Genomic DNA, 24,271 nt, shown 5'->3' on the forward strand with positions numbered 1-24,271 from the left:
GATTCGATCAGCGAGACTCGGCTATTGCCCGCTTGTAGGTGGCGATCACCATATCGGCTGCCCTTGCCCAGCTAAACCTGGAGGCGCGGGCTCGGCCTCGCTCGGACAGGGATTTACGAAGCTCTTCGTCGTACAAGACATTGAGAACCGCTTGAGCTACCGCCTCAGCTAGCTCTTGGCCGCAATGAGTGTCCGTGGGTGACTCGACAAGCAATGCTCCATCACCAAGTATCTCTGGGAGTGACGATAGGGCGGTGGCCACCGTAGGGACGCCGTGGGCCATAGCCTCTAGAGGGGGCATGCCGAAGCCCTCGTAAAGGGAGGGAAACACGAACAAAGATGCATTGCGATAGAGGTGGGCGAGCTGGGTATCGGGAGCACTACGTACAAGCTTTACCGATGCCAGATCGAGCCCCGCCGAAAATGCCCGCTCGAGCGCGTCGGCACCCCCTAACCCGATATCTCCGGCGATCACGAGAGGAGGAATAGAGGGCTCTTTCTCCCGAGCTATGCGGTAAGCAGAGAGGAGCACTGCGGCGCCCTTGCGGAGCTCGAACGTACCCGCAAACAAAATGAACTCTTTCGGGAAACTATCCGGCAGGGATGGACCGTCATCTGGTAGCGATCGCACTCCGTGGTAGATGACGTCTATTTTCGCTGGATCGATATCGAAGACCGAGCAAATCTCGGCCTTGGTGAACTCGGAAACGGCGATTATGCGATGCGCCTTTGCAACGGCTGACCTAGCCGTGCGGGCAAGCTTTATTTGGCTTGGCGAATGAAGCTCTGGATGACGGACGAAACCGAGGTCGTGGACAGTAAGCACGCGTGCCGCACTCAGCGACGAGGGAATTACGAAATTGGGTCCGTGGACGACATCGGATCTACCGGCAAGCGCTTCTATGGGGACAATGCCGGTGGTGTTCCACAAGACATCAATCATGCGCGCGGATACCCGTACAGCTCGGGTTTTTGCGTAGAACCTGTATTTGTGGATCTCCCTCGTCCGCCTAGCGGAGGTTGCTAGCAACACCACCTCAATCTCATCTCGCCCTGCCATTTGCGTAAGAAGTGACTCAAGCGATCTTCCTACACCTGTAAGGTGGCCCAACAGGCAGCGAGCTTCAATGACCGCTCTAATAGGACGGTTATTAGTGGAGGGGTAGGGTTGAGGTGAGCATGTGGTCTGGGAGGATCGGTGCTCGTTCGCGTCGATACTTGGTGCTTGGCTGATGGGCGAGCCAGACGCAGTGATTGCGATGTTCATGCGGGGACCATCGGGCTTAGATTCCGGAACTGACTCGACGGCTGGAGCTGCAAAAGCTGGCTTAGAAAGACTTTTCCATTTTCTGGAAAACAGTGCCCACGACCGAAGATGACGTCCGAGAGCTACTGGCGAGCGAGCACTGGCTCGTTGTTCTTCGTGGAAAACGCGTGCGTTAGGCACATACCAAACCTCCCACCCTGCAAGCCAAGCCCTAGCACAGATGTCGACGTCTTCGAAGTAAAGAAAAAAACGGTCGTCAAATCCTCCTATCTCCTCGAAAGCGCGCCGTCTAATGGCCATGCCAGTGCCGGTTACCCAATCTGCTTGTCTTGGAGATTGATAGCCTGCTTCCACGGCTTCGAACTCCCGAACACGGGCGGACCCTGGGGCTATTCTTCGAGCGAGCATAGTCTGAAGCGTGTAGAAACGCCGGGCCGAGACGAGCACTCTTCCTTCAGCGTCCAAAAGGCCGCAGCCAGCAATCCCTGCGTCGGGGTGTATTTCGAAAAACTCTTCGAGCACCCTTTTTGCCGTTGCGCTGACCCATGTATCAGGGTTAAGTACCAGTGCTATTTCTCCCGATGCCTGGGCTACTCCAGCATTGGCGCCAGCTCCGAAGCCGACGTTCCTACGGTTGCGCACTACTTTGACTTGGGGAAAGCGCTCGGCAACCATAGAGGCGCTGCCGTCGGTGGAGGCGTTGTCTACGACTACCACCTCTTCCCATCGAGCGATGGATTCTAGGCAGCGCGCCAAAAGCGCTTTGGTGTTGTAATTTACGACAACTGCAGTGACAGACATGGGCTTCCGAGCCGGCTCAGGAGTGCTCTCAGGTTTGGGAGGCACTCGATGATCATAGATCGCGACGATCATAGATAAGGACGATTGCTTGGCCGCCAAAATACGACCTTCAAATCTGGCGATAATAGGCGCAGGCTACGTAGGCCTCGTCACCGCGGCATGCTTTGTCGAACTGGGTCAGAAAGTTACATGCGCAGAGTCTGACCATTCCAAGCTGGCGATGCTGAAGCGGGGAGAGTGCCCGATCTACGAGCCAGGGCTGGGGGAGCTCATCTCCAAAGGAGTATCGTCGGGGATGCTCTCCTTTACAGACAATGCAGCCGAAGCAGCGACCGGCGCCGAATTCGTCTTCGTGTGCGTACAGACGCCCCCGAAACCTGATGGATCTCCGGACATGAGCTTCGTCGAAGAAGCGGCTCGCCAAGTTGGACCCGTCCTTTCTCCGAGGACGGTGGTTGTAAACAAGTCAACGATGCCAGTTGGCTCCACTGAGCGGGTAAGGAAAATATGTGAAGATGCCGGAGCCGCGGAGGTTCACTTCGTCTCTAACCCCGAGTTTTTGCGCGAGGGTACGGCCGTGTACGACTTCATGCACCCAGACCGTATCGTGGTGGGATCGTCGGATACGGAGGCGGCAGTTAGAGTATCCGAGCTATACAAGCCACTAAATGCGCCGGTTCTGATAACCGACCCTGCCAGTGCCGAGCTTATCAAATACGCGTCCAACGCTTATTTGGCGATGCGCCTTTCATTTGTAAATGCCCTAGCGGAGTTAGCCGATGCATGCGGGGCAGATGTGAAAGAGGTGACTTTAGGGATGGGATACGACACACGAATTGGGTTCTCGTTTTTAAAGCCCGGTCCGGGGTTTGGGGGATCTTGCTTTCCAAAGGATACGCAGGCGCTTTTGTCCGTAGCGAGGCAGATGGGCGTCAACTTCCCACTTTTAGAAGCGACTCTGATGATAAACGAAGAACAACTCCAGCGGGTGTTTCGACGAATCGTCGATATGGCGGGTGGTACCGAAGGGAAGCGGATCGCACTCCTAGGTCTGGCCTTCAAGGCCAACACCGACGACGTCCGATACTCGCCCGCTATAGAGATAGCGAAGCTATTGCTGAACTCAGGTGCCGAAGTGGTCGGCACTGACCCTAGGGCCGCGCGCAACGCTTCCAAAGCCCTACCTGACCTGGCGATTGCATCTGATGCATACAGTGCGGCCGAGGGTGCAGACTGCCTCGCGATTCTTACTGAATGGGAGGAGTATCGGTGGCTAGATTACGCAGCCATCGCCAAAACCATGAAAAAGCCCGCAATAGTGGACGCCCGCAACATTCTGGATCCGGCCGCCCTCGTCCGCCTCGGCTTTACCTATAAGGGGGTTGGGCGCTAAGTGAGCGAAAGGCAATGGGAGGGAAAACCACCCTCGGCTGTGCTGATCTCTGGGGGCTCGGGATTTATCGGGTCGCATTTGGTAAGGCGTTTGCTAGAGATCGGGTCGAAAGTGATTTGCATCGATAACTTGCTCACTGGTCGTCGCAAAAACGTTTTGGAGCTGGATGAAAGTGAGAGGTTCACCTTTTTAGAAGCAGATGTGTGCAATCCTATCGAGCCCGGGCTCTTGGAGGGAGTCGAGTGGGTTCTCCATCTTGCCAGTCCAGCGAGTCCGGGAAAGAGTCCCGTCTCGTATATGTCGCTGCCGTTTGAGACTTTAGCAGCAGGCTCGAAAGGTACTTGGAACATGCTCGAAGCCGCTCGAATAGCGGACGCGCGGTTCTTGTTGGCTTCTACTAGTGAGGTGTACGGCGATCCCGAGGTAAATCCTCAGCCCGAATCCTACTGGGGCAATGTAAATCCGGTAGGTCCGCGCTCGGTCTATGACGAGGCTAAGCGTTTTGGGGAAGCGTTAGCCATGGCCTATCACAGAGAAAAAGGCCTTGATGTCAAGATTGCACGAATTTTCAACACATACGGGCCCCGCATGCGTCCGGACGACGGCCGGGTGGTGTCGAACATGGTTGTCCAAGCAATTCGAGGAGAACCTCTCACAGTGTACGGAGACGGCTCGCAGACGAGATCGTTTTGCTACATAGACGACATGGTCGAGGGATTACTGCGCCTCGCAAGCTCCGAGCACATAGGTCCCATGAATCTTGGTAGCGCCGAAGAGTTTACAGTTCTTGAGCTGGCCGAGCTTGTGAGGGAAATGGTTCCAGAGGCTGGCGGGATCCATTTCGCACCACTGCCACCGGACGATCCCAAACAGCGTCGGCCGGACATTGCTCTGGCGAAAAGAGTTCTGGGTTGGAGTCCTCGGGTGCGGCTTAGAGAAGGATTGTCGAAAACCATAGCTTGGTACAGACAAGAGATCGGAGAAGGCCTAAGTGGGTGAAGGCGAGCGGAAGATATCGAAGCTGAGCGTAGTCATACCCGTGTACAACGAAAGACCGACCCTGGCCGAGGTCGTACGCCGGTGTCGGACTGTGGCTTTGGACTACGACAGGGAAATAATCATAGTAGACGATGGCTCCACCGATGGGAGTGCCGACATTGCCAGAAGTCTCGCTGATTCTACGGTAAAGGCCATACTGTTGCCGAAAAACTCCGGCAAAGGGGTGGCGGTACGGCGAGGAATTGGGGAAGCCACCGGGGATTATGTGCTCATTCAGGATGCAGACCTAGAGTACGACCCGGCGGACTGGGACAAGCTTCTAGCACCGGTAGAATCGGGAAAGGCGACAGTGGTATATGGATCGCGGTTTACTGGTGAACGCAAAAATATGCTTTTCTGGCATTGGGTGGGCAACCGTCTCCTCTCATTGCTAACCAACATCTTGTACAACTCCACTCTTTCCGATATGGAAACTTGTTACAAGCTGATCCCAACCGATCTGCTACGGAGTTTGGATCTAACGGCCAAAAGATTTGAGTTCGAGCCGGAGGTGACCGCCAAAATCCTAAAACGTGGAATTCGAATATATGAAGTTCCCATTTCATATACGGGACGCGAGTTCCACGAGGGTAAAAAGATTAATTGGAGAGACGGGATAACTGCATTGTGGATGTTACTGAAGGTGAGGCTCGGCTTCGGATGAGTATGACTCTCTTTGAATAACTAGAAGGCGAAGGCTTTCTGTTATTAATTGTTTGTTATTACTTTAGATCAGTTTACTCCAGGCGAAAGATTGCTGCTTTCGCGGTACTGCGTTCCAAGGATCTTTGGATTATGACAAGAGCTCTTATGTGAAATCGGTCCTGTGGTAATCGGAGTGCTTTCAATACCTCGGCCGGCTCTTGGTTGTCGATTTGAATGATTAAGTACCTTACTCCTCGTGTCTTGAGTGCCTCAAACCGCTCTTCAGGAGTCCCAGCACCAATCTTGTCTGGATCGAAGCATGCCAACATTGCCCGGCAAGGTCGTTCTCGAGGATCGAGCGCTGCTAGATCCTCGCTAGACAACGGGGGCACGATGTCCACCACTTGCCTTTCAGAGTAAAACTCTGCTAATGCGCCGGCATTCGACGCCAAGTTGCCGTTTAGATGACCACCGACCCTGGAGGCAGTAATGATCGCCTGACCACCCCCGCGTTCCAGCAGTGCAAAGTGGAGGAGGGCGAGGTTTTTGCCATCTCTTATAGAAACGGCTCCCAGCCCCGCCACTGTGAGGGCCAGCCCCAAAAGCAGGTATTCCCTCCTGAATGTCGCCACTGATCGAGCGGTTACATTTCTAGCGCCTAATGATCCAACGGCTCCAATGGCAGCACCTGCGGCTATACCTAAGGCAGGGACCGAGGCAAGCGCAAAGCGATCATATCGAAAGTACCAAGCTGCGTGGATAACTGTCATGGAAGCAATCCAGGACCCTAGTAATGCAACGACATATGGGGCTTTCCATATGAGTAAAAGGAAACCCAAATATCCTAAAAGCGTTATAAACAACGACCGATAGCCATGCCAAGAGTAATAGAACAATCCGGAGATAACGTTCCCAAGGCCCGGTTTCAGATTTGCAGCAAGCTCGGAAGCATAGGAAATTTGAGAAGAAGTTTGTTTAAGGGACCAAAATAGCCATCCACTGTAGGGAATCAGTAAAAGTGCTAATCCTGCAGATACGGCTCTTCCGCCGACTTTTCTTTCATAAACATTGCTAAAACTGCTGGTCTGCGAAAAACGTTTTAGTCTGTGGTAAAGAATCCAAAGTGAACATGCCAAGTACAGCGGTACGAGTACCAGCCCCTCGTTGCGAGTAATGAGAGCGAATCCACCAGGGAGCGCTGCAAAAAAAAGTGCCTTGGCATTTTTATCTCTCAAGGCCTCGAGCATTAGAGCCAGTGCCCCATAAGCTGCGAGAGTGAAAACTCCTTCTGCCATAGGAACTGTAGTCCATTCAATGGCGAGGGGATGAAACAAGACGATAATTCCAGCCGCCAGTCCTGCCATCCATCCGCCGACGCGGGATGCGATGTAGTAGCAAAGCATCCCCAAGAGCGCCCACGCTAAGGTTGCTGCTAGAACCCCCCCCAGTTCGGGGCCTGCGCTGCTTACGAAGGGAGTTATGGTCAGGGGATATCCAGGCAAAAAGCGGGTGTGCGGCTGTCCTCGCCACACATATCCTGCACCCAAAGCTAAGCTTCGGGCGGTACCCATGTAGTAATAGGCGTCGTAAGGATAGATGACCGCGTGGCTCCACATCTCTAGCCGTATGGCGATCGAGACGATAGCCAGCAAGACCATTCCGACCGACGCAACCAAAGGCATCTGTTTGAAATGCGGTCGCTCGCCAGCGGGCAGTGGTGTCACCCCCCCAACTTGTCTAGGCGCTTCCGATAACAAGGCGCTCTCTTTGGGCTCGATTTCAAGTGGCGGATGGAGCAAAGCAGGCTCTACCGGATACCTTAGAAACAGGTGAGATATTCTTGAGGTTACCCGATGGCGTGGCGCAACTTGCGCACCAAGGCAAGGCCCAGGCTTTCACAGACCTCATTAGGTTACACCGTTCGAGTCGTTCGCTTCTGGAGATGGTTAGATGAAAGCAGTAGCTCTCGTAGGCGGTCAAGGTACCCGCATGCGGCCGCTGACCTTCACTACACCAAAACCGCTATTACCACTATGCCAGCGACCCCTCATTTGGTACACGGTCGAGCGGTGCAAGACCGCAGGCATAGAGGAATTGATTTTGTCGACCGGCTACAAGCCGCAACTTTTCGAGACAGTTGTTGGCGATCGTGTAGAAGACGTCAAGATTTCCTATGTACACGAAACCGATCCTCTGGGAACCGCTGGTGGAGCGAAGAACTGCGAGGCTCTCCTGGACTCAACCTTCATCGTGTTCAATGGAGATGTTCTTACCTCTGTTGATCTATCAGACCTAATCCGAACCCACGAATCTACGGGGGCTAGTGTGACGATCTACCTCACAGAGGTGGAGGACCCCCGGGAGTATGGAGTGGTGCCCACCGCAGAGACGGGGGAGGTGCTCGACTTCATCGAAAAACCCTCGCTTGAGGAAGCGCCTACCAATTTCGTAAACGGAGGAATATACGTCATAGAGCGCGACATCTTGGCTTTGATTCCCGAAGGGGTTCCTTACTCTTTTGAGCGAGAGCTGTTTCCGAAACTTCTCGAAGACGGTGTGCTGGTCGTGGGGTACAAGAGCTCTTCTTACTGGCTGGATGTGGGGACTCCAGCCAAGTACTTGCAGGCCCACAACGATCTGATGTCAGGACGATTGCATGTCCAGCCTCCCGGGACCGAATCGGACGGACTCTACTTCCTAGGTGAAGCCTACATTTCTCCTGATGCTGAGGTAGTGGGGCCAGTAGTTATAGGAGATGGGGTAAGAGTCGAATCGGAGGTTTCGATAAAGGGGCCTGTCTCGATTGGTCCAGATAGTCGGATCGAGGGACCGTCTCAGATAACCAGGTCGGTATTGCTGGGTGGAAACTCCGTGGGGAGGAATAGTGTGGTGGAGGATTCAATATTGGGGGAGAGAGCAGAGATAGCCTCGGACTGCCTGGTTTCCGAATTCGCGGTTATAGGAGCTGGTGCATTAGTGGGATCGGGAAACGAGCTCCGTAGGGGAATGAGAGTCTGGCCGGGCGTCGAGGTTGAAGACTCGGCGATCAAGTTCTGACGACAACTCTTGGCTTCCTCGTAACGGTTTTATGATCATTCGGGTCCGCAGTAAGTTTCTTTGATTCCCCGCTTAGCGAAGTACTTTTGATGGTAGTCTTCCGCTCGCCAAAATTGGCTCGCTTGCGCTATCTGGGTCACGATTGGCTTGTCGTAGCGGCCCTCTTCTTCGAGTTTCTTCTTGGAGCGCTCCGCAGCTTGCCGCTGGGCTTCGTCATGGTAAAAGATGGCCGACCGGTAGTTATCGCCCACGTCGGGCCCTTGCCGGTTTAGCTGAGTGGGATCGTGAATTCTCCAAAACACCTCCAGGAGATCCTCGTAGGAGATTCTGGAGGGGTCATAGTAAACCCTTACTGTCTCTGCGTGGCCAGTAGTGTGGGAGCACACCTCTTCGTAAGTGGGGTTCTCTTTGTGGCCCCCCTCATAGCCCACCTCGGTGTCAATGACTCCCTCTAAAGAGCGAAAGGCCTCTTCGACGTGCCAAAAGCAGCCTGCAGCAAAATCGGCTATTCCAGGATGGACGATCTCTTCGTGCAACTCTGGTAAAGCGGCTACGTCTGCTCGGCCCGTTTGCGGCTGCGGCCGAGGGCGAAGGAAGCCACTGCCGAAAGAACGAAGAAGGCGATTATCAGCAGCCACCTAACCGCATACCCTGCGGTGCTCGTAAGAAAGCTCGTGCCTGCAGGGCAAGGACAGGAGTTTGTGGCTGCTTGTCCCAAAAGCCCATTCGGCCCTGATGCGGCCCATGCAGAGCCTGTGATAGCTAGAGCGCCCGCTGCTGCGGCACACGATACTGCCCACCTGAAGATGGCACTCTTCTTTCGAGAAGCCGAATCTATCGAGTATGCGTAATTCAGCGAAGAGTTCATTGGTGTGCACCCTTTTTGGGCCATAGCTAGGAACTTCTCTCCTTCTATCTACTGTAGAACATTATTACAAATGCGGCTAGGTGGCCGTGTAACTCTGTACCCTATTCCTCTGACCCTGGCAGCCTGAAATCTGAAACTCTGTCTTTGTCGGGGTGGGATTTGTCGCATTGCAAGGCGGTGAGATGAAAGCAGTAGTAACCGGGGGAGCGGGATTCATCGGATCCAACCTCGTGGATCGTTTGGTCTCCAATGGATGGGATGTTTTGGTCGTCGACAATCTTTCAACAGGTAAAGAATCCAATCTTGAATCAGCCCTGGCGTCAGGTAGGTGCAGGCTGGAAAGAGCCGATATTTTGGATTTGGATTTACACCGCCTGATGACAGATTTCGGCTGCGAGGTCGTGTTTCATCTTGCAGCCCAGGCCGATGTTCGGGTGTCGGTAAGAGATCCCCTAGCTGATGCGAGAACCAATATTCTAGGCACGATCGCTTGTCTGGATGCAGCTACCAAGGCAGGTTGCAGGCGGTTCGTCTTTGCCTCTTCGGGGGGGACGATTTATGGGGAGCCCGAGGAAATTCCGGTAACAGAGAGCCATCCCCAAGTTCCACTGAGTCCATACGGTATCGCAAAGAAGGCTGGCCACGACTACCTCTACTATTATTCCAAAGTTCAAAAGCTGTCCGGTGTTAGCTTGGCGCTCGCTAACGTGTACGGACCCAGACAGGATCCTTTCGGAGAAGCTGGAGTAGTCGCAATACTGGGCGGAGTCATGCTCGCCGATGAACAAGCGACGCTTTATGGAGATGGAACCCAAACTCGAGACTTCGTCTACGTAGACGATGTCGTAGATGCTTTCATCCTAGCTATCGACCACGGCGAGGCAGAAGTTTTAAACATCGGAACGGGAAAGCAAACCAGGATACTGGATCTTTTCGCTGAGATTGCTCGTCTAACGGACTATGACAAGGAGCCCTATTTTGCACCGAAGCGTACAGGAGAGCTCATGCACATCGCCCTCGATCCTTCCAGGGCAAAAGAGGTACTCGGTTGGGCTCCTGCTACCTCTTTAACGGCGGGTCTCGCCAAGACTATCGAATGGTTGCGGAGTCGTTAATCACCTGCTGTGGTTTCCAACAACTCTCGGTAAAGGTCAAAATACCGGCGCGCTGCTTTCGAAGCCGTGAACTCCGCTTCAAATCGCTGTTTTCCTGCCTTACCAAGGCGCTCGCGTAGCTCTTTGGACCTGGTTAGGCGCTCCATCGCTTTTTGGAGCGCGTCGACATCCCGCGGGGGAACCAGAAGGCCGGTCTCCCCGTCAATTACCTGTTCGGGAATGCCTGATATCGCCGAAGCAATGACAGGCTTGGAGTTAGCCATGGCTTCGAGGACGACGTTAGGGAAGTCTTCGTACAAAATCGACGGGAGGACCACGATGTCTGACGCGGCGTATAGGTTCCAGATGTTCCGTTCGAGTGGAAGTATTCGTGCCCGCCCAGGCGGCGCGATCTCATCTATCAGGCGCTCGAGGTGTTGTTGCTCCGGCCCTATTCCTACGATGAGAAGCGTGGTTTTGATCTCCGGGTTAGTCATGCAAAGTCTGGAAAAAGCTTCGATTGCGTAGCGATGCCCCTTTCCCTTTTCGAGTGATCCAACGCAAAGGATCAAAACATGGTCGGGCTCTACGCCGAGGCGTACTCGGGTCTGGGCTGGGGACTCGTCGGCTGCCCTCTCGGCAATGCCGTTCGGAATAGCCACCGCCTTGCCGGGAGGTAACCGGAGCACCTCTGCGAGTCTTGATGCGGCGGCTTTGGAAGCCGTAACGAAGCGAGTCACGAATCGAGTGCACAGTCTCTCTAGTGGAAATTCGTACCAGCGTTGCAACGTGGTATATCCGTGTGCTTGGCTGTTGACGACATAGACGACGCAGTCCACCCCCGCGATGCCTGCTGCTATAGCGGCAGCTGTGCAGGAGGCCGCGCCTGGAAATCCCCCGTTGTTGATGTGGACGATGTCGGGTCTGAGCTTGGAAAAAAGCTTCGTGAGAACAGCGACGTCGTAGATTTGGATGAGTTGGCGAATGGGTAGGGTGAACATGATCAGGCGAACTAGTCCTCGTATGGGCTTACCTGACCTCGTGGGAAACTTGGCTTTTGTCCACTTGGCGAGGCCTTCTGGATCGGGAAGCGCTAGGCCGACACGGTCGATGTCGTATGGCATTCTCTCGGCGAGACCGGAGTTGTACCTCTCACTTGCCCGGAAACTCAGCGACGGACGAATTTCTCTGGTGCGAACTGCCTCGCCTACTAGCACTACGAGCATTTGTTCACACCCTGCGAACGCATCGTTGTCAGTGTGGAAGTGGACCCGGGGTGTTTTCACGGCTTTACGGACAACCCCGACGCCTCGAAGGTGAGGGCCAGCCCGTCGGCGAGTGAGACACGCGGATAGCAACCAAGCAACTCTTTGGTCGTCGAGATATCCACGACGTATTCGACGATGTCTCCCTTTGGCATTGACAAATCCCCGATACCCATAAGCTCATGGATTCCCCGTATCTGCTCGGCGAGCTTTGCCAGTCTCGAGGATGCTAACTTTTTGGCAGTTCCTTCGACTCCCCAACAAACCCATAGTTCCCGTAACCAAGGCATAACCGATAGAAGACAATGATGGCCTTTTCGTGTGTTCTTTGAGTTGCCGCGAGAGTGCAGACCGACCGATCCCACTTAGATCACCGACACGAAGCTGTCAAGGTCAAGATCGGGACGAGATCTCGGTATGTAGCACGGATCGGGGCGTCCAATTATCAATAGGGCTTGGGGAATCCACTCTGAAGGAAGTTGGAGAGATTCCCTCGCTTCTTCGGGGGCGAAGATGGGAGCGGCAATCCAGCATGAGCCATACCCCGCTTCGGCGGCCGCGAGCATAATGTTTTGAATCGCTGCACCCAAGCTCAGTAGAGCCATCCCCAACTCTGCGTCCTGGCGTCGTCGGTCGGGATAGGTGTCCAGTCCTTGTGTTACCAGGCAAGCCAAGATGAGGGCAGGCGCATTCGTTAACTTCTGAATCGACTTGTCGGAAAGAACCGAAGAACGCTTCGGATCTATCCCGTCTCGGCGCATGTCCTCTCTCCATCGTGCGGCCATAGATTCAGCGAGACGGCGTTTGGCTGCTTCGTCGACTACTACCGCAAACCTCCATGGAATAGTGTGATGTGGCGCCGGGGCGAAGAAGGCGACCTGGAGGATGCTGACTAATTCACCGGCGTCTACTGGTTCCTTTGTAAAGCGCCGGATCGAGCGGCGGGAAGCAATTGCATCGCGGATCGATCCCTTTTCCATCTGCCAGTTTTAGCGAAAAAGATCTTCCGTGTAGGGGCGCAGCAATTCTTTGGCGGCACCGTTCCCGGCGATGCATTCGCCCGCTAACCCTCGAACTATCGCTGCGGGGATTCCCGCTGATTTGCCCATCACAAGCTCTGCGGCACAGGCTAGTTCATCTGCTATCGCAATCTCGGTCGCTTCTAGTCGGCGACCGAAGGTATCGAGACTACCACGGTAGTCGAGCATCGGTTTCATCCCCGCCACACCGATGGCCACGTTGGTTTGGCCACGTCGCCAGGGTCTACCAAACGTGTCGCTTATCACTACGGCCACTCGGGCGCCACAACTATCGAAAACTTCCTCTCTGATACGGTGGGCAGAGGCGTCGGGGTTTTTGGGCAGCACGCTGACGTAGCCACGTTCGACATTAGAGTTGTCGACCCCAGCATTCGCACACACGAAACCGTGGTGAGTTTCCGAGATGATCATGTCGCCTCGCTTGCGTAAGACCCGTCTCGATTGCTCCATGATGACTCGGTGGCGGTCGGCCTCGTTTTCGACCCGTACGATCCGTCCCTCAGCTTTCGAGACCGCTTTTTGCGTTACTACCAATATGTCGCCGTTACGGAGATCACAACCGTTCGCCGAGGATGTAGATGCTATGAGAGTTCCGAGCCGGTCTCCGGGGCGAATCTCTCCAATCCCATTTACTGGGATGATCTCGAGAGATGCCGAAGTGTACGTCTGCAACTTTTTACATCTCCGCTTCTACTGCCTCGAGCACGGTCTTTGCGAGGGCTTTTGCCTGGGGCACACCTCGCATGAGCGTCTGGGCCGGTATGGGTTCGACCTCGAGTGCTTCTATGTCGGGGATCGCTTCGCGATCGACGAAGTCTATGACTATCGCGTGGATAAAGTCTCGATATGCGTCGGCAACACCAATACAGCTCGCCTCGAGGCCGACTGCTTCCATCATTCGGTCAGCCGGGCCTCTAACTGGCTGGCCTTGAATCAAAGGACTGACCGCGACGATCTTGTTGGGGAAGTCTCTGAGGGCGTCCCTGATCCCTGGTACTGCCAGTATTGGGCCTATCGAGGCAACGGGATTGGAGGGGCACACGATTATCCCACTTGCGTTGCGGATAGCCTCCATAACACCAGGAGCGGGAGTTGCCTGTTGCACCCCGTGGTAATACACACTGATTATCCGGTCCTGGGCCCTCCTTTCGACCAAGTACTCCTGAAAATGTAGGTCTAGACGTGGCCCACTACCTGGCTGCTCTACTATTACTCTGGTCGTGACCTCTTGATCGCTCATTGGGATCACCGTCGAGCGTACCCCCCATGCCCGAGCGATCTCAGCAGTCACCTCGCTCAGGGTAGCCCCCGATCTAATGCGCCACGATCTGTACAGGTGCGTAGCGAGGTCGACGTCACCCAGGCGGAACCAGGTCGGGCCCGTGTAACGTTTTAGAGCCTCAAGGCACCTGAAAGTGTCCCCTTGAATACCCCATCCACGTTCTGGATCGTTTGCTCCGGCTAGCCCGTAAATTACCGAATCTAGATCCGGGCTGATATATAGATCGTAAAGACGGATATCATCGGCGGTGTTTACGACAACGGTGAGATCCTTTTGGTCTAAGAGCCCGACTAAGCCTCTTAAAAACCGGGCGGCGCCAACGCCGCCTGCGAGTGCAACCAACATAGGACCTCCCGTTAGCTATGTTGAGAGTAGCGGGATCTTGAGGAAAGCATGCCACTCAGGACGCAAGAGATCATAGCCACAGCAGTCGAAGCCAGAGACACCCTTGCAGGCTCGGATGTTTTAAAGATTCCGTTTATCGAGCAAAATACTGACTCGTCGGTACTTTTAGATGTCGAAGGCAAGTTCGACCGCGGAGGGGGCTCGGATCTCGCAGGTACCTACAGCGGCGCGATCGCAGAATGGTACGTCGACGAGCTTTTCGAACTCAGGCGTACAACGGCCGCATCGCTCGCACGCCTGCTCGACCCTTCTGTAGCGGCAGATGAACTACTCGAGGCTGCCTGTTCCGTTCGTGACCGACAGTGGGGTGGGGTAGTCTCTTTTTCTCCAAAAGTCTTCATCGACCTCACCAGGCTTTGTCGTGACAGGTGTGCCTACTGCACCTTTATTCGTGACCCTCTCTCCCCAATGCCCTCGTCACCGCGAAACGAGGATTCTCCTCTAGCATCGGAACTGCCGGTTAGGGACAGGTGGGAGAGACCCGAACCATATCTCCTGCACGAAGAGGTTTTGGCTATTGCCACGGTAGGGCGCAAAGCCGGTTGCACCGAGGCGCTCTTTACTCTGGGGGACCGTCCCGAAGAAAAGTACCCGGCCGCTCGAAAATTCCTTCAGCGAATGGGTTACGACAGCACTGCTCACTATCTATACGACTGCGCCAGGCTGGTAATCGAAGAAACGGGACTCCTTCCTCACATCAACCCTGGAGTCATGACCAGATTGGATCTGCGTTCTTACAAGGAAGTGGCGGCTTCGTGTGGAATGATGCTGGAGTCTACGAGTTATGCTTTGTTCGCCGACCCCCGTGGCTGTCATTTTGAATGCCCCGACAAATACCCGCCGGTGAGGGTTGCCACCATTCAGGCAGCAGAAGTCGAGAAGGTGCCATTTACTACTGGGATACTCATCGGTATAGGGGAGAGCTTACAGGCGCGGGCTGACACTCTTTTGGTCCTGGCTTCGCTTGCTGTATCGGGGTTGCATATCCAAGAAGTGATCGTTCAAAACTTTAGGGCAAAGCCTTCCATCCCGATGAGCACATGCCCAGAGCCCACAGATCAGGAGCTAGCACGCACAGTAGCCTTAGCGAGACTACTCCTTCCGCCATCCGTGGCCGTTCAGGCACCACCCAACCTCTCGCCCGGCAATTACGCATCGCTACTAGGCGCAGGGGTATGTGACTGGGGAGGAATCTCACCTGTCACCCTCGATCACGTCAACCCCGAGGCAGCTTGGCCCGAGATCAGTGCTGTGAAGAGGGCAACGGAGGAAAGGGGATTCGAGTTGAGAGCGAGGCTGTGTGTGTATCCTTCATTCGTTCGCTCCAATGGGTGGATCTCTGAGCGAGTAAAACCTTACGTCGACGCTTTGGCCGACTCGGAAGGGTGGGCCTCGGTCTTTGGGCCGCTCGCTGCCGAGCTGGGCTGTGCACCGATTGTCGCCGTGCGCGACGCTTCTATTGATCGTATGAGTGACCGAAGGGAATGATCACTTGAACAAAAAGTCTCTGAGACTCGTCACAGAGCCAGGCGCACTCCCGCTAGTAGAAAGGGTCGCTGGCAGATCTGGCTCTACGCTGGGTGCCTTGGCGATCGCTAAACGCTCGGGGGCTGTGCCACTTACTCGCCCTCAGGAGCCTACGCCGGGTCCTCGTTTCGACGGCAGTACTCCCGCCGACGAGCTTGAATCGAGGCTCAGCTTGGCTTCAGATAGCGTGCGGGCAGTTCTAGAGAAGTCCCTCGAGGAGAGAGTCTTAGACCGCGACGACCTTTTGCTCTTGATGAATGTGAGAGGTCACGACTTTGATGCGCTCGTGGCGACTGCGGATTGGTGGCGACGGAAGACAGTGGGAAATGTGGTCACCTACGTCGTCAACCGAAACATCAACTTCACCAACGTTTGTACCATCGGGTGTGGGTTTTGTGCTTTCTCCACAGGTCTTGCCATGGAAGACGCTTACTTTCTCAGCTTTGATCAAGTCGTCGAGAAGGCTAAAGAATGCTGGGAGCGAGGGGGAACCGAGGTGTGCATCCAGGGGGGGATACATCCCACTATGGACTGGACCTACTACCCCGGGCTTTTAAAGGCAATAAAAAAAGAGCTTCCACTTATTCACACGCACGCATTCAGTCCCATGGAGATTATCTGGGGATCTAAGAGCGCGGGTATACCGGTCGACGAGTACCTCGTGTTGTTGAAGGAGGCTGGCTTGGACACCATCCCAGGAACAGCTGCCGAGATCCTGGACGACTCGGTTCGCCAGATCTTGTCGCCGAAGAAGGAATCAGTCGCCGAGTGGGTCGAAGTTGTGACGACGGCGCACTCGCTGGGCATCCGCTCTACTGCTACGATCATGTTCGGCCACGTCGAGACCGTAGAGCACCGAGTTGAACATCTGCTGTTGATAAGGCAAATCCAGAAAGAAACCGGCGGATTTACAGAGTTTGTCCCGCTTCCATTCATCCACGAGTTTTCTCCAATGTACCTTCAGGGAAAGTGCGGCCCAGGACCCACCCGCCTCGACTCGGTGCGACTACATGCCGTGGTCCGCTTAGCTTTGAGGGGCTACATAAACAACATTCAAGCAAGTTGGGTAAAGCTGGGTGTGGACGGTGTCCAAGAGTGTCTACAAGCGGGATGCAACGACTTCGGTGGCACCCTGATGGAGGAGTCCATATCTCGGCTGGCGGGAGCTAGGAACGGGCAGGAGCTTTGGGTAGACGAGATTGCTGCTGCCATTAGGGCCATAGGTAGAATCCCGAAGCAACGAAGCACCACCTACGGGGATCCTCCCCGAGATCCACTTCCTGTCTGAATCGAGAGAGATGCTAAGACGACACTACTAGGGTCTCTTGGCTCTTCGGCGTTGTAGCTGCTCGGCTTTGGCGAACGCCAGTTCTTTGTAGAGCATCGAAATATCGGATACGAGCCGCTCTTCTCCGTAGGCGTCTTTAACCAATCGAGCCGACACCTCGAGCTGTGCTTTGGGAGTCTCTACTGCTTCGAGAATTGCCTCGGCTAGGTGGTCGGCGGTGCGCTTTTGCGCAAGGACTCCCTGTCCTGCGGTGGCGAAAAGCTCGGCCACTCCACCCACGTCGGTGGAGGCAACGGGGCGCCTAGAAGCTATAGCTTCGACTAGAGCCACTGGAAACCCCTCATTTTTGGACGACAAAGCGACGACATCGCAGGCGGCATATAGCATCGCGAGATCTCGCTGCCATCCGACAAGTCGGATCTCGACGCCGAGCTTACCCCCCAGCTCGACGACTTGCTCCCGCAAAGGACCGTCGCCAGCCACCAACAAAACTACCTTTGAAGATTTGTGGGCAGCTATGGCGCCCACGGCCTCAACCATAAGAAGGGGATCTTTAATAGGAACTAGGCGTGCGACCCAACCTATGCAAAGAGCAGTCTCTGGTACACCGAACGCCTGTCGTGCCGCACGTTTTGGAGGGATCTCGTCAAAGCGATCCAGAGGAATTCCGAGGGGGACAAGCCGAATCTTTTTTCTCGAGATTCCAGCCGACGCGAGCTCTTCTATTTGGGAAGGCGTAATCGCGATAACGCAGTCAGACATCGACGCGAGGACTGTCTCCCACGCCCTCACTGCTGCGGAGACTGCAGGAGAGAAGTATCCCTCGAAAGTGTTCCCGTGAAAGGTGTGAATCACGATGGGAACCCCGGTCAGGTGTGCTGCTATTCGCCCGAGAGTTCCAGCCTTAGCCATGTGAGTATGGACTATGTCTGGTCGCAAGCGGCGTAGCAGCGTTACTAACTTGGCCAACGTAGCGAGATCAGTTGTAGGTCGAGGTGCGCGACTCAATGTTTCGATGATTTCGAGTGGGAGTTCTTGACGTTTTTCCGGTTCGATCAAATCTAAGTAGTTCCCCTCCCTTTCGTCTTCGATACCGCTTACTAGAACGCTTTGGAAGGCAGGAGGACTGAGCTTCGAGGTGAGTAGGGTAGCTTGGACCGATGGCCCTCCGATGTTGAGGCGAGTAATAACTCTACAGATTTTGAGGGGCAGCAAGACTTTTAGGCGCTGATCGATCTCGGAGCGTGTTGGGTAGGATTCTTTGGTGCCGCTCAGGTCTCGTGGGGGATCCTGGGAGCGACTTTCGCCCACTTCTGGCGGGTTGTCGCTCGTCCCGTCTATCGCTGGCTTGTGTAACTGAGGATCCACTCGACCGTCCGTGCCAATCCCTCTTCAAAGCTAGTTCTAGGGGACCACCCGAGGACTCGTTCCGCCTTGGAGATGTCGGCTTGGGAGTCCTTGACATCGCCGGAGCGCGGACTTGCGAACTTTGGATCTATCTTCACTTCCGTTATAGCCTCTAGAACTCTCAGAAGTTCGAGAATCGAGTGTCTGCCCCCCGCTGCGATGTTGAAGACTTCGTGTTTTCCGCAATCCACTTCGACCGCTTTGGATATGGCAGCGGCAACATCCGATACGAAGGTGAAATCTCTAGTTTGGCTCCCGTCCCCATACACAACGGGTCTGCGCCCGCAAATAAGTGCTTCCGTAAACAGGGGAATCGCAGCGGCGTAGGGAGAGTCGGGTCTTTGGCGGGGCCCATAGACGTTGAACAGCCGCAAAATTACAGTGGAAATTCCAAACAAATCGGAAAAAACGCGGCAGTACTGCTCCCCAGCTACTTTGCTTACCGCATAGGGAGAGCGAGGATTGAGAGGTGCCGACTCGAGCGTCGGTAGAGGAGCGGTTCCTCCATAGACCGAAGACGACGAGCCAAATATGAACTTCTCCACTCCGGCGTCTCGGGCGGCAGTCAGCAGTGTTACAGTTCCGCCGGTGTTTACCCTATCCGACCCTATCGGATCGTCTATTGAGAGCCCCACTGCTCTCGCGGCGGCTAGGTGGACTACGCAAAAGGCGCCCGCAACGGCCTTTCGCGCGACTTGTTCGTCTGTGATGTCGGCGACGATCAACTCGGTATCGATTCCGGATAGGTTTTCCTCTATCCCCGTGGAGAGATCGTCTATAACTCGCACGTGGTAACCGCGGGACAACAATGCCTCAACGGTGTGGGATCCGATGAACCCCGCTCCGCCGGTGACCAGGACAGCCCCGCCTTTCATGGATCGACGGGCACGGGAAGTTCCGCGCCTCTGTCAGGCGCCTGCTCTGGCTGAGGCTGCCGATGCCAGCATCGCAAAGAGTTTTTCTCCGACAGCCTCTTCCCGGTGGTGGTTGTAGACCCAGTAATGTGCTGCCGCAGCAACTTGCTCTCTAAGATTTGCATCCAGCGAGTAACGAATTGCAGCGTAAATCTCTTGTTCAGAGCGAGCACATAGAATCGGGGGCTGCTCGCCATAGGCAACCTCGGCCGCTCCGAGGTCTACGTAGCCTAGCACCGGTCTTCCCGCGGCCATAGCCTCCAGTGCGATGGTTCCCAGACCGGGGGAGTCGAAGTCGTCGACCACGAGGTCGGCCTCCAAGAATTGGCGGGCCAGTTCTAATCGATCTAAGTGTGGCAGCCAGTTTACTTGAGAAGCTAGGCCAAGTTTTTCTATCACCCGCACCGTTGCTTCGGACTCTCGCCCCCGGTATACCAAAACAAGTTCGAGTTTGATTCCTTCGGAGAGGAGCCGTGCGCATGCCCTGAAGAGGCGGTCTCCAGATTTGATCAAACGGTCTCTCTCGAACTCGGCCCAATCGACCCTGGCAGGATAGAAGATACGAAGGACCGGATTGGCCGGGCGAAGGGCGGGACGAGTTGGGGCAACTTGAATGGGGAAGGGTAAGAACCTGTTGTGGCTTATGCCCATGTTGTGCAGGATAGTCGCGTGTTCTGGTTGCGTATGAAGAACAGCAGCAGCTCCTTCGAGTGCCTTTCGATAAGCCTTGCCCTGTGATCCCTCGTCATAACCCAATGACTTCAGATCTCCTGGCAGCGCCAAGTGAACGTATGGCTTTCCGGTTCCTGGAGCGAGGGACGCGTATAGTCCGATCGAAAACACCACGTGGTACTCGCTAGCCAGCCTTTTTAGAAGTGCCTTCTCAGATCTCCGCGCGAAGAGGCCAGCCCCTCCCCCCATTCCTGAAGGATCGAAGCGGATTACCCAATCACTGCCTGCGGGCGGTCGGACATTCGGCGCAAAGGCCGGAATGGAATCCTCTTCGTCTTGGGGAAGAAACAAGTCGGCTCTAGCTCCGTAGTTCCGGAGTGTGCGCGTGAAAAGATAACCGGTGCCCGCCATATTGCCGAGCACCGCTACCCGCAAGATTGAGCTTTGAAAAGCTGCCACGTACTTATACCCTCTGAATCAATGGATCAGGCACCCATATATATTTTCGGATGCGCAAGCTCACATATTGTGGCGCTCTGTTACACCAGAGCAGATGCCAAAGCAATGTTGTCGGATTCTATATCGATAGATACGATTACGCGGCGATGCCCGAAACTCGGATTCCCCTTCACTCGTTAGTGGCGGCTTTTCTCCAGAATAGCTACAAAGCATGGTTCTAAGGGGGTTCGGTTTTGGGTAAGTTCTCCGGAAACGTTCTTCTCCTTCGCCCCCGCCTCAGTTGAAGGTGGCGCTGTCGCGGTCACTTCTCCCAAGGAATTGGCCACGTCTGCGCTGTAGTCGAATCGACGTAGATAATACCTGAGCAGTTCAACAGCTTCTGTGACGTAGCCGTCGCGGGCCAGTGTGTTTGCCATGTCTACTGTAACTCTAGCGTCGCCTAGCTCGAATCCATGGCATCCGGCGTCAAAAATCAACTTTTTATCGTCCAAGGCTAAAGCGGTCTTCATGAGCTCCGCATCGACATCTAAGTCGTACGGATTGTACCGACGAGCTAGCTGGAGTGCCTCGATTGCGACCAACAGCTTGGACCGGTCGACTGACAAGGGCTTCTCGAAGAAACTGTTGCCTCTGGCACCACCCCAATAGTTCATCAGCTCCCCACGGGTCTTGTAAAAGCGCGCTTCTTCTGGGCTTAAGCGGATTCCTTCGAGGAGGGCTCGGTCAGCGCTTTCTAAAGCCTCGACCTGTGTATTGGGGGATTTTGCCAGCCAAGCCTCAATTCTCGAAACCTCGTACTGGTCGTAGCGGTACCTAGATTCCCAGGGGTTGCGGCGGACCGCCTTGTCGATCAAGTCCCGGGTGGAGGACGCATAGTCCCGCACGACGCCTTCTAGTGAGGGATTGTTGCCCTGTGCCCACTGCTGCATTGCTGACTTGGCGGACTCCTGTTCAGGCACGAATTTTCTGTATATGTGGTCTGCGCGATAGGGGCGAACAGATTGCCAGGCCAGTGGGACCGCGAGAACTACGTACGCCACCGCGAATATCGCTGTCGAAACCCTCAGTTTCTCTGGGACAAAGTCCTGTCTTCTCGAGCGAGATTTTTTACCGAGGGCTGGATTTGCCTTTTTCCTGGCTGTCGCCGCTTTTTTCGACTTCGAATCAATTTTTTTGAAGGAGTCCTTTGCATCCACTGAAGAGTTCGAGGCACTGCGAATGGGCTTCGAAACAGCGTTTGAGCCTTTCTTGAACCGCGATTCGTTGTAGATACCTTCTTCTGCGTCCTTTGCTCTCTGGCGCAGCCTAGAAGCTAGTACCTTTACCAATCTTGGCGGTACGAGCTCTTCGGGTTCGATCCGGATGCTTTTTGCTGCATCTGATAGAGCCGGCCTGGAGAGATAGGCAAGTTTTGCCGTAAGGGGGGCTAGAGTGTAGAGCAGAAACGTTATTCCTATCTGATTGACGTTAAAGCTCTCTACCACTAGGAACGAGAGCACCGATATCGTTCCGCCCCCTATCAGCAAGCGCAACTCTCGCAGCTCCGAATTGACTTTGAATCCTCGCCTGAAACGCTGAGCCACGATTGTCTCGGCACGTTTGCAGGCGTTTGCCATGCGCCAAGCGGGGACGAAAACTGCGCCTAGCAGCCACAGAAACGCGCCGAGCCCCAAAATCCCGGCCGAGTAGAACCAAGAGATAAAGACGTTATGAGGTCCGTTGGCAATTTGATTGGGTCCGTATAGCCTGAAAAACTCGAATCCTTGATATCGCAGAAAAACAACGCGAAAAGTGTCGATTCCCCATCCAAATATGGGCCTATCTAGGCCTGCCCTGATTCCTGCCTCCCAAAGTAGAATCCGCTGTCGGCTGGAGGAGTCGCCTGCAGAGAACATCGACAAAAGTCGGGAAAACAAGTTGGTCCTTCCTCTCAGAACCAGAGCCGCGAACAAAAAGGCAATTACCGAAGCCCCAGCGGTTGCCAAGAATGGAGCCGGTCGCTTGCGTATCTCAGGGGAAAACAACATACCGAGCGCTACTGCGACCACTGCTAGCGCAGCCCACGAGCCGCGACTCTGAGTCTGAAGAATTTCCAAGAAGGCCAATCCTGCGAATACCCAGCCAATTCCCTTTACCAAAAGGTCCGAGGAGATGGCTATGAGTACCACCGCGATCGGTAAACAGATGGCCAAGAAGCCGGCGAAGTGATTGGGGTTCCCATACGTCGAGAAGATAGACGACGTCTTAAAAGAGGCAGCACCCCAAAGTTCCCAGTCGAGCTTTATGCGGCCCTCAGTTACGAAGGTGACATACTGGAGCACGCCGTAGATAGCCGATAACAGGCCACCGACAAAGACGAGACTATAAAACGCTGATTTGACCTGACGTTTGTCGTCGAATACATCGGCGGTAGCGAGGCCGAGAATAGTAAAAGCCGCTATCGAAATAAGGCCGTCGTATGACTTATAGAAGCCCAAGATCGATATAACTTTTGCGAAACTCGCTGCGGTGGCAAGTCCAGTTGTGACTAGCAGGGCTAGCATCGGCAGTTCTATACCGGTCTTAGGGTAGATGAGCCTGCGCCGCTGAACAGTCTCGGCGATCCACAATCCGACTATTACGATTGTCGCTACCAAAACGAGGGTGAACTTGGTGAGGTTGAAAACGTCAAAGGTATCGGTGTTGAAGGCCAGTGGTACGGCAGCCATCAGGAATACGATCGTCCAGCGCCTTGCCGTACGCAAACGATCGCTCAACATGGAAGTTTGTGGATTCGAGTAGAAGGGACGACCACGGTGGAAACGCTGGAATGAGCAGAAAGGTAGTGGTGACTGGGGGAGCCGGTTACATCGGCTCCCATGTAGTAGACGCGCTCGTAAGACAGGGAGCCGAAGTCTTCGTTATAGACGATCTCTCCTCGGGCAGTACCGAAAACATCTCTCGTCATTTTGGATCCGAAAACTTTCACTTCATAAAAGCATCCGTCTTGGACGAAAAGGTAGTCGACCAGTTCGTCGCCGGATCCGAGCTTGTTTTTCATTTAGCAGCTGCAGTAGGAGTTCGAACGATAGTAGAACAGCCCCTAGAATCGCTACTAGTAAACGTAGAGGGAACTCGGGTCGTCCTCGACGCTGCATGGAGGCACGGAGTTCGGTTGGTTTTTGCCTCGACTTCAGAAGTGTACGGCAAGGCATCTCGAGTTCCCTTCTCCGAAACCGATGACCGACTGCTTGGTCCAACAACGGTCCACCGGTGGGGATATGCGACGGCCAAGGCATTAGACGAGCACCTCGCTTTTGCATACGCCGACAAAGGTCTTTCGGTTTGTATTCTGCGGTACTTCAACTCGTACGGCCCTCGATTGGATCCCAAGGGGTACGGTTCGGTCGTCGCGACCTTCATTCGCCAGTCCTTGGCCGGTGAACCCCTAACCATTCATGGAGACGGAAAACAGACCCGTTGCTTTACCTACATAGATGACACGGTTCAGGGTACTCTTCTGGCAGCTGAGACGGTAACATCCGGAGCGGAAGTCTTCAACTTGGGGAGCACAGAGGAAATTTCCGTTCTCGACCTTGCGATAAAGATTAGGGAGCTTCTCGGGTCGGAGTCCGAGCTTCGTTTCGTGCCCTACGAGGAGTACTACGGTCCTGGTTTTGAGGACACCAGGCGCCGCGTTCCCGATGTCGACAGGGCCTTTCGCATTTTGGGGTGGAAGGCCAAGGTCGGTCTGGAAGAGGGACTGCGAAGGACGATCTCGTGGTGGAAGGAACGGCATGGAATCTGAGGGCCATAGCTTACCACCGAAAGAAGGCGGTGTTAGTTCCGTCGATGACTTCAAGGCGGCTG

General features: G+C 54.7%; 21 protein-coding genes. 9 read left to right on the forward strand and 12 right to left on the reverse strand.

Translation table 11 applies throughout. From position 1 onward, the window contains the following. Positions 1-7 precede the first annotated feature (7 nt). Complete coding sequence (locus C4318_04360) at positions 8-2,140, reverse strand: hypothetical protein (GenBank protein ID MER3454375.1); 2,133 nt, start codon at positions 2,138-2,140, stop codon at positions 8-10. Between C4318_04360 and C4318_04365 the strand changes: the two genes are divergently transcribed. Genes C4318_04365 through C4318_04375 form a run of 3 tightly spaced genes read left to right on the forward strand, consistent with a single transcriptional unit; the run spans position 2,139 to position 5,163 of the window. Next, a complete protein-coding gene (locus C4318_04365) occupies positions 2,139-3,461 on the forward strand; it encodes a UDP-glucose 6-dehydrogenase (GenBank protein ID MER3454376.1) in 1,323 nt (440 codons plus the stop codon). The two genes, C4318_04360 and C4318_04365, sit on opposite strands and share 2 nt — an antisense overlap. A 39-nt stretch (positions 3,462-3,500) precedes the next feature. After that, a complete protein-coding gene (locus tag C4318_04370) occupies positions 3,501-4,460 on the forward strand; it encodes an NAD-dependent dehydratase (protein ID MER3454377.1) in 960 nt (319 codons plus the stop codon). A 34-nt stretch (positions 4,461-4,494) separates the two neighbouring features. Further along, positions 4,495-5,163 carry a glycosyl transferase gene (locus tag C4318_04375; GenBank protein ID MER3454378.1) on the forward strand — a complete coding sequence of 223 codons (669 nt, stop codon included), beginning with the start codon at positions 4,495-4,497 and terminating at the stop codon, positions 5,161-5,163. 73 nt (positions 5,164-5,236) lie between these two features. On the opposite strand, the gene C4318_04380 is transcribed toward C4318_04375, so the two are convergent. Continuing rightward, the gene (locus C4318_04380; GenBank protein MER3454379.1) at positions 5,237-6,943 is read right to left on the reverse strand and encodes a hypothetical protein; all 1,707 of its coding nucleotides are present in this window, start codon (positions 6,941-6,943) and stop codon (positions 5,237-5,239) included. A gap of 151 nt (positions 6,944-7,094) precedes the next feature. Between C4318_04380 and C4318_04385 the strand changes: the two genes are divergently transcribed. Further along, entirely contained in the window at positions 7,095-8,201 is a 1,107-nt protein-coding gene (locus C4318_04385) for a hypothetical protein (protein MER3454380.1), read from the forward strand. 35 nt (positions 8,202-8,236) lie between these two features. Here C4318_04385 and msrA read toward each other — a convergent pair whose 3' ends face one another. Next, positions 8,237-8,710 carry a peptide-methionine (S)-S-oxide reductase gene (gene msrA, locus C4318_04390; protein MER3454381.1) on the reverse strand — a complete coding sequence of 158 codons (474 nt, stop codon included), beginning with the start codon at positions 8,708-8,710 and terminating at the stop codon, positions 8,237-8,239. A gap of 147 nt (positions 8,711-8,857) precedes the next feature. Here msrA and C4318_04395 point away from each other — a divergent pair, with 147 nt between their 5' ends. Next, entirely contained in the window at positions 8,858-9,052 is a 195-nt protein-coding gene (locus tag C4318_04395) for a hypothetical protein (protein MER3454382.1), read from the forward strand. Positions 9,053-9,251: 199 nt separating this feature from the next. Next, entirely contained in the window at positions 9,252-10,184 is a 933-nt protein-coding gene (locus C4318_04400) for a UDP-glucose 4-epimerase (GenBank protein MER3454383.1), read from the forward strand. Here C4318_04400 and C4318_04405 read toward each other — a convergent pair. From C4318_04405 to C4318_04425, 5 genes are all read right to left on the reverse strand, one after another. After that, a complete protein-coding gene (locus tag C4318_04405; GenBank protein MER3454384.1) occupies positions 10,181-11,449 on the reverse strand; it encodes a hypothetical protein in 1,269 nt (422 codons plus the stop codon). The two genes, C4318_04400 and C4318_04405, sit on opposite strands and share 4 nt — an antisense overlap. Beyond that, entirely contained in the window at positions 11,446-11,718 is a 273-nt protein-coding gene (locus C4318_04410; GenBank protein MER3454385.1) for a hypothetical protein, read from the reverse strand. Before C4318_04410 ends, C4318_04405 begins: the two co-directional genes overlap by 4 nt. 75 nt (positions 11,719-11,793) lie before the next feature. Then, complete coding sequence (locus C4318_04415; GenBank protein MER3454386.1) at positions 11,794-12,408, reverse strand: nitroreductase; 615 nt, start codon at positions 12,406-12,408, stop codon at positions 11,794-11,796. A 9-nt stretch (positions 12,409-12,417) separates the two neighbouring features. After that, positions 12,418-13,140, reverse strand: coding sequence for a coenzyme F420-0:L-glutamate ligase (gene cofE / locus C4318_04420; protein ID MER3454387.1), 723 nt, complete (start codon positions 13,138-13,140; stop codon positions 12,418-12,420). Between the two features lie 4 nt (positions 13,141-13,144). Then, complete coding sequence (locus C4318_04425; GenBank protein ID MER3454388.1) at positions 13,145-14,095, reverse strand: 2-phospho-L-lactate transferase; 951 nt, start codon at positions 14,093-14,095, stop codon at positions 13,145-13,147. Between the two features lie 48 nt (positions 14,096-14,143). On the opposite strand from C4318_04425, the gene cofG reads away from it, so the two are divergent. Together cofG and cofH are read left to right on the forward strand one after the other, a co-directional pair. After that, positions 14,144-15,643: a 7,8-didemethyl-8-hydroxy-5-deazariboflavin synthase subunit CofG gene (gene cofG, locus C4318_04430; GenBank protein MER3454389.1), complete on the forward strand. Its 1,500-nt coding sequence runs from the start codon at positions 14,144-14,146 to the stop codon at positions 15,641-15,643. Next, positions 15,627-16,970 (forward strand): 7,8-didemethyl-8-hydroxy-5-deazariboflavin synthase subunit CofH, encoded by a 1,344-nt coding sequence (gene cofH, locus C4318_04435; protein MER3454390.1) that lies wholly within the window; start codon positions 15,627-15,629, stop codon positions 16,968-16,970. Before cofG ends, cofH begins: the two co-directional genes overlap by 17 nt. 27 nt (positions 16,971-16,997) lie before the next feature. Here cofH and C4318_04440 read toward each other — a convergent pair whose 3' ends face one another. From C4318_04440 to C4318_04455, 4 genes are all read right to left on the reverse strand, one after another. Then, a complete protein-coding gene (locus C4318_04440; protein ID MER3454391.1) occupies positions 16,998-18,338 on the reverse strand; it encodes a hypothetical protein in 1,341 nt (446 codons plus the stop codon). Further along, entirely contained in the window at positions 18,308-19,252 is a 945-nt protein-coding gene (locus C4318_04445) for an LPS biosynthesis protein WbpP (GenBank protein MER3454392.1), read from the reverse strand. Before C4318_04445 ends, C4318_04440 begins: the two co-directional genes overlap by 31 nt. Positions 19,253-19,285: 33 nt before the next feature. After that, on the reverse strand, positions 19,286-20,422 hold the full coding sequence (locus C4318_04450; protein ID MER3454393.1) for a hypothetical protein: 1,137 nt from the start codon (positions 20,420-20,422) through the stop codon (positions 19,286-19,288). A gap of 176 nt (positions 20,423-20,598) precedes the next feature. Further along, positions 20,599-23,181, reverse strand: a complete 2,583-nt coding sequence (locus tag C4318_04455; protein MER3454394.1) for a hypothetical protein — start codon at positions 23,179-23,181, stop codon at positions 20,599-20,601. Between the two features lie 50 nt (positions 23,182-23,231). On the opposite strand from C4318_04455, the gene C4318_04460 reads away from it, so the two are divergent. Further along, positions 23,232-24,209 carry an NAD-dependent dehydratase gene (locus C4318_04460; GenBank protein MER3454395.1) on the forward strand — a complete coding sequence of 326 codons (978 nt, stop codon included), beginning with the start codon at positions 23,232-23,234 and terminating at the stop codon, positions 24,207-24,209. Positions 24,210-24,271: the final 62 nt, after the last annotated feature.

The organism is Acidimicrobiia bacterium, from assembly GCA_040289475.1.
Lineage (GTDB): Bacteria > Actinomycetota > Acidimicrobiia > ATN3 > PSLF01 > PSLF01.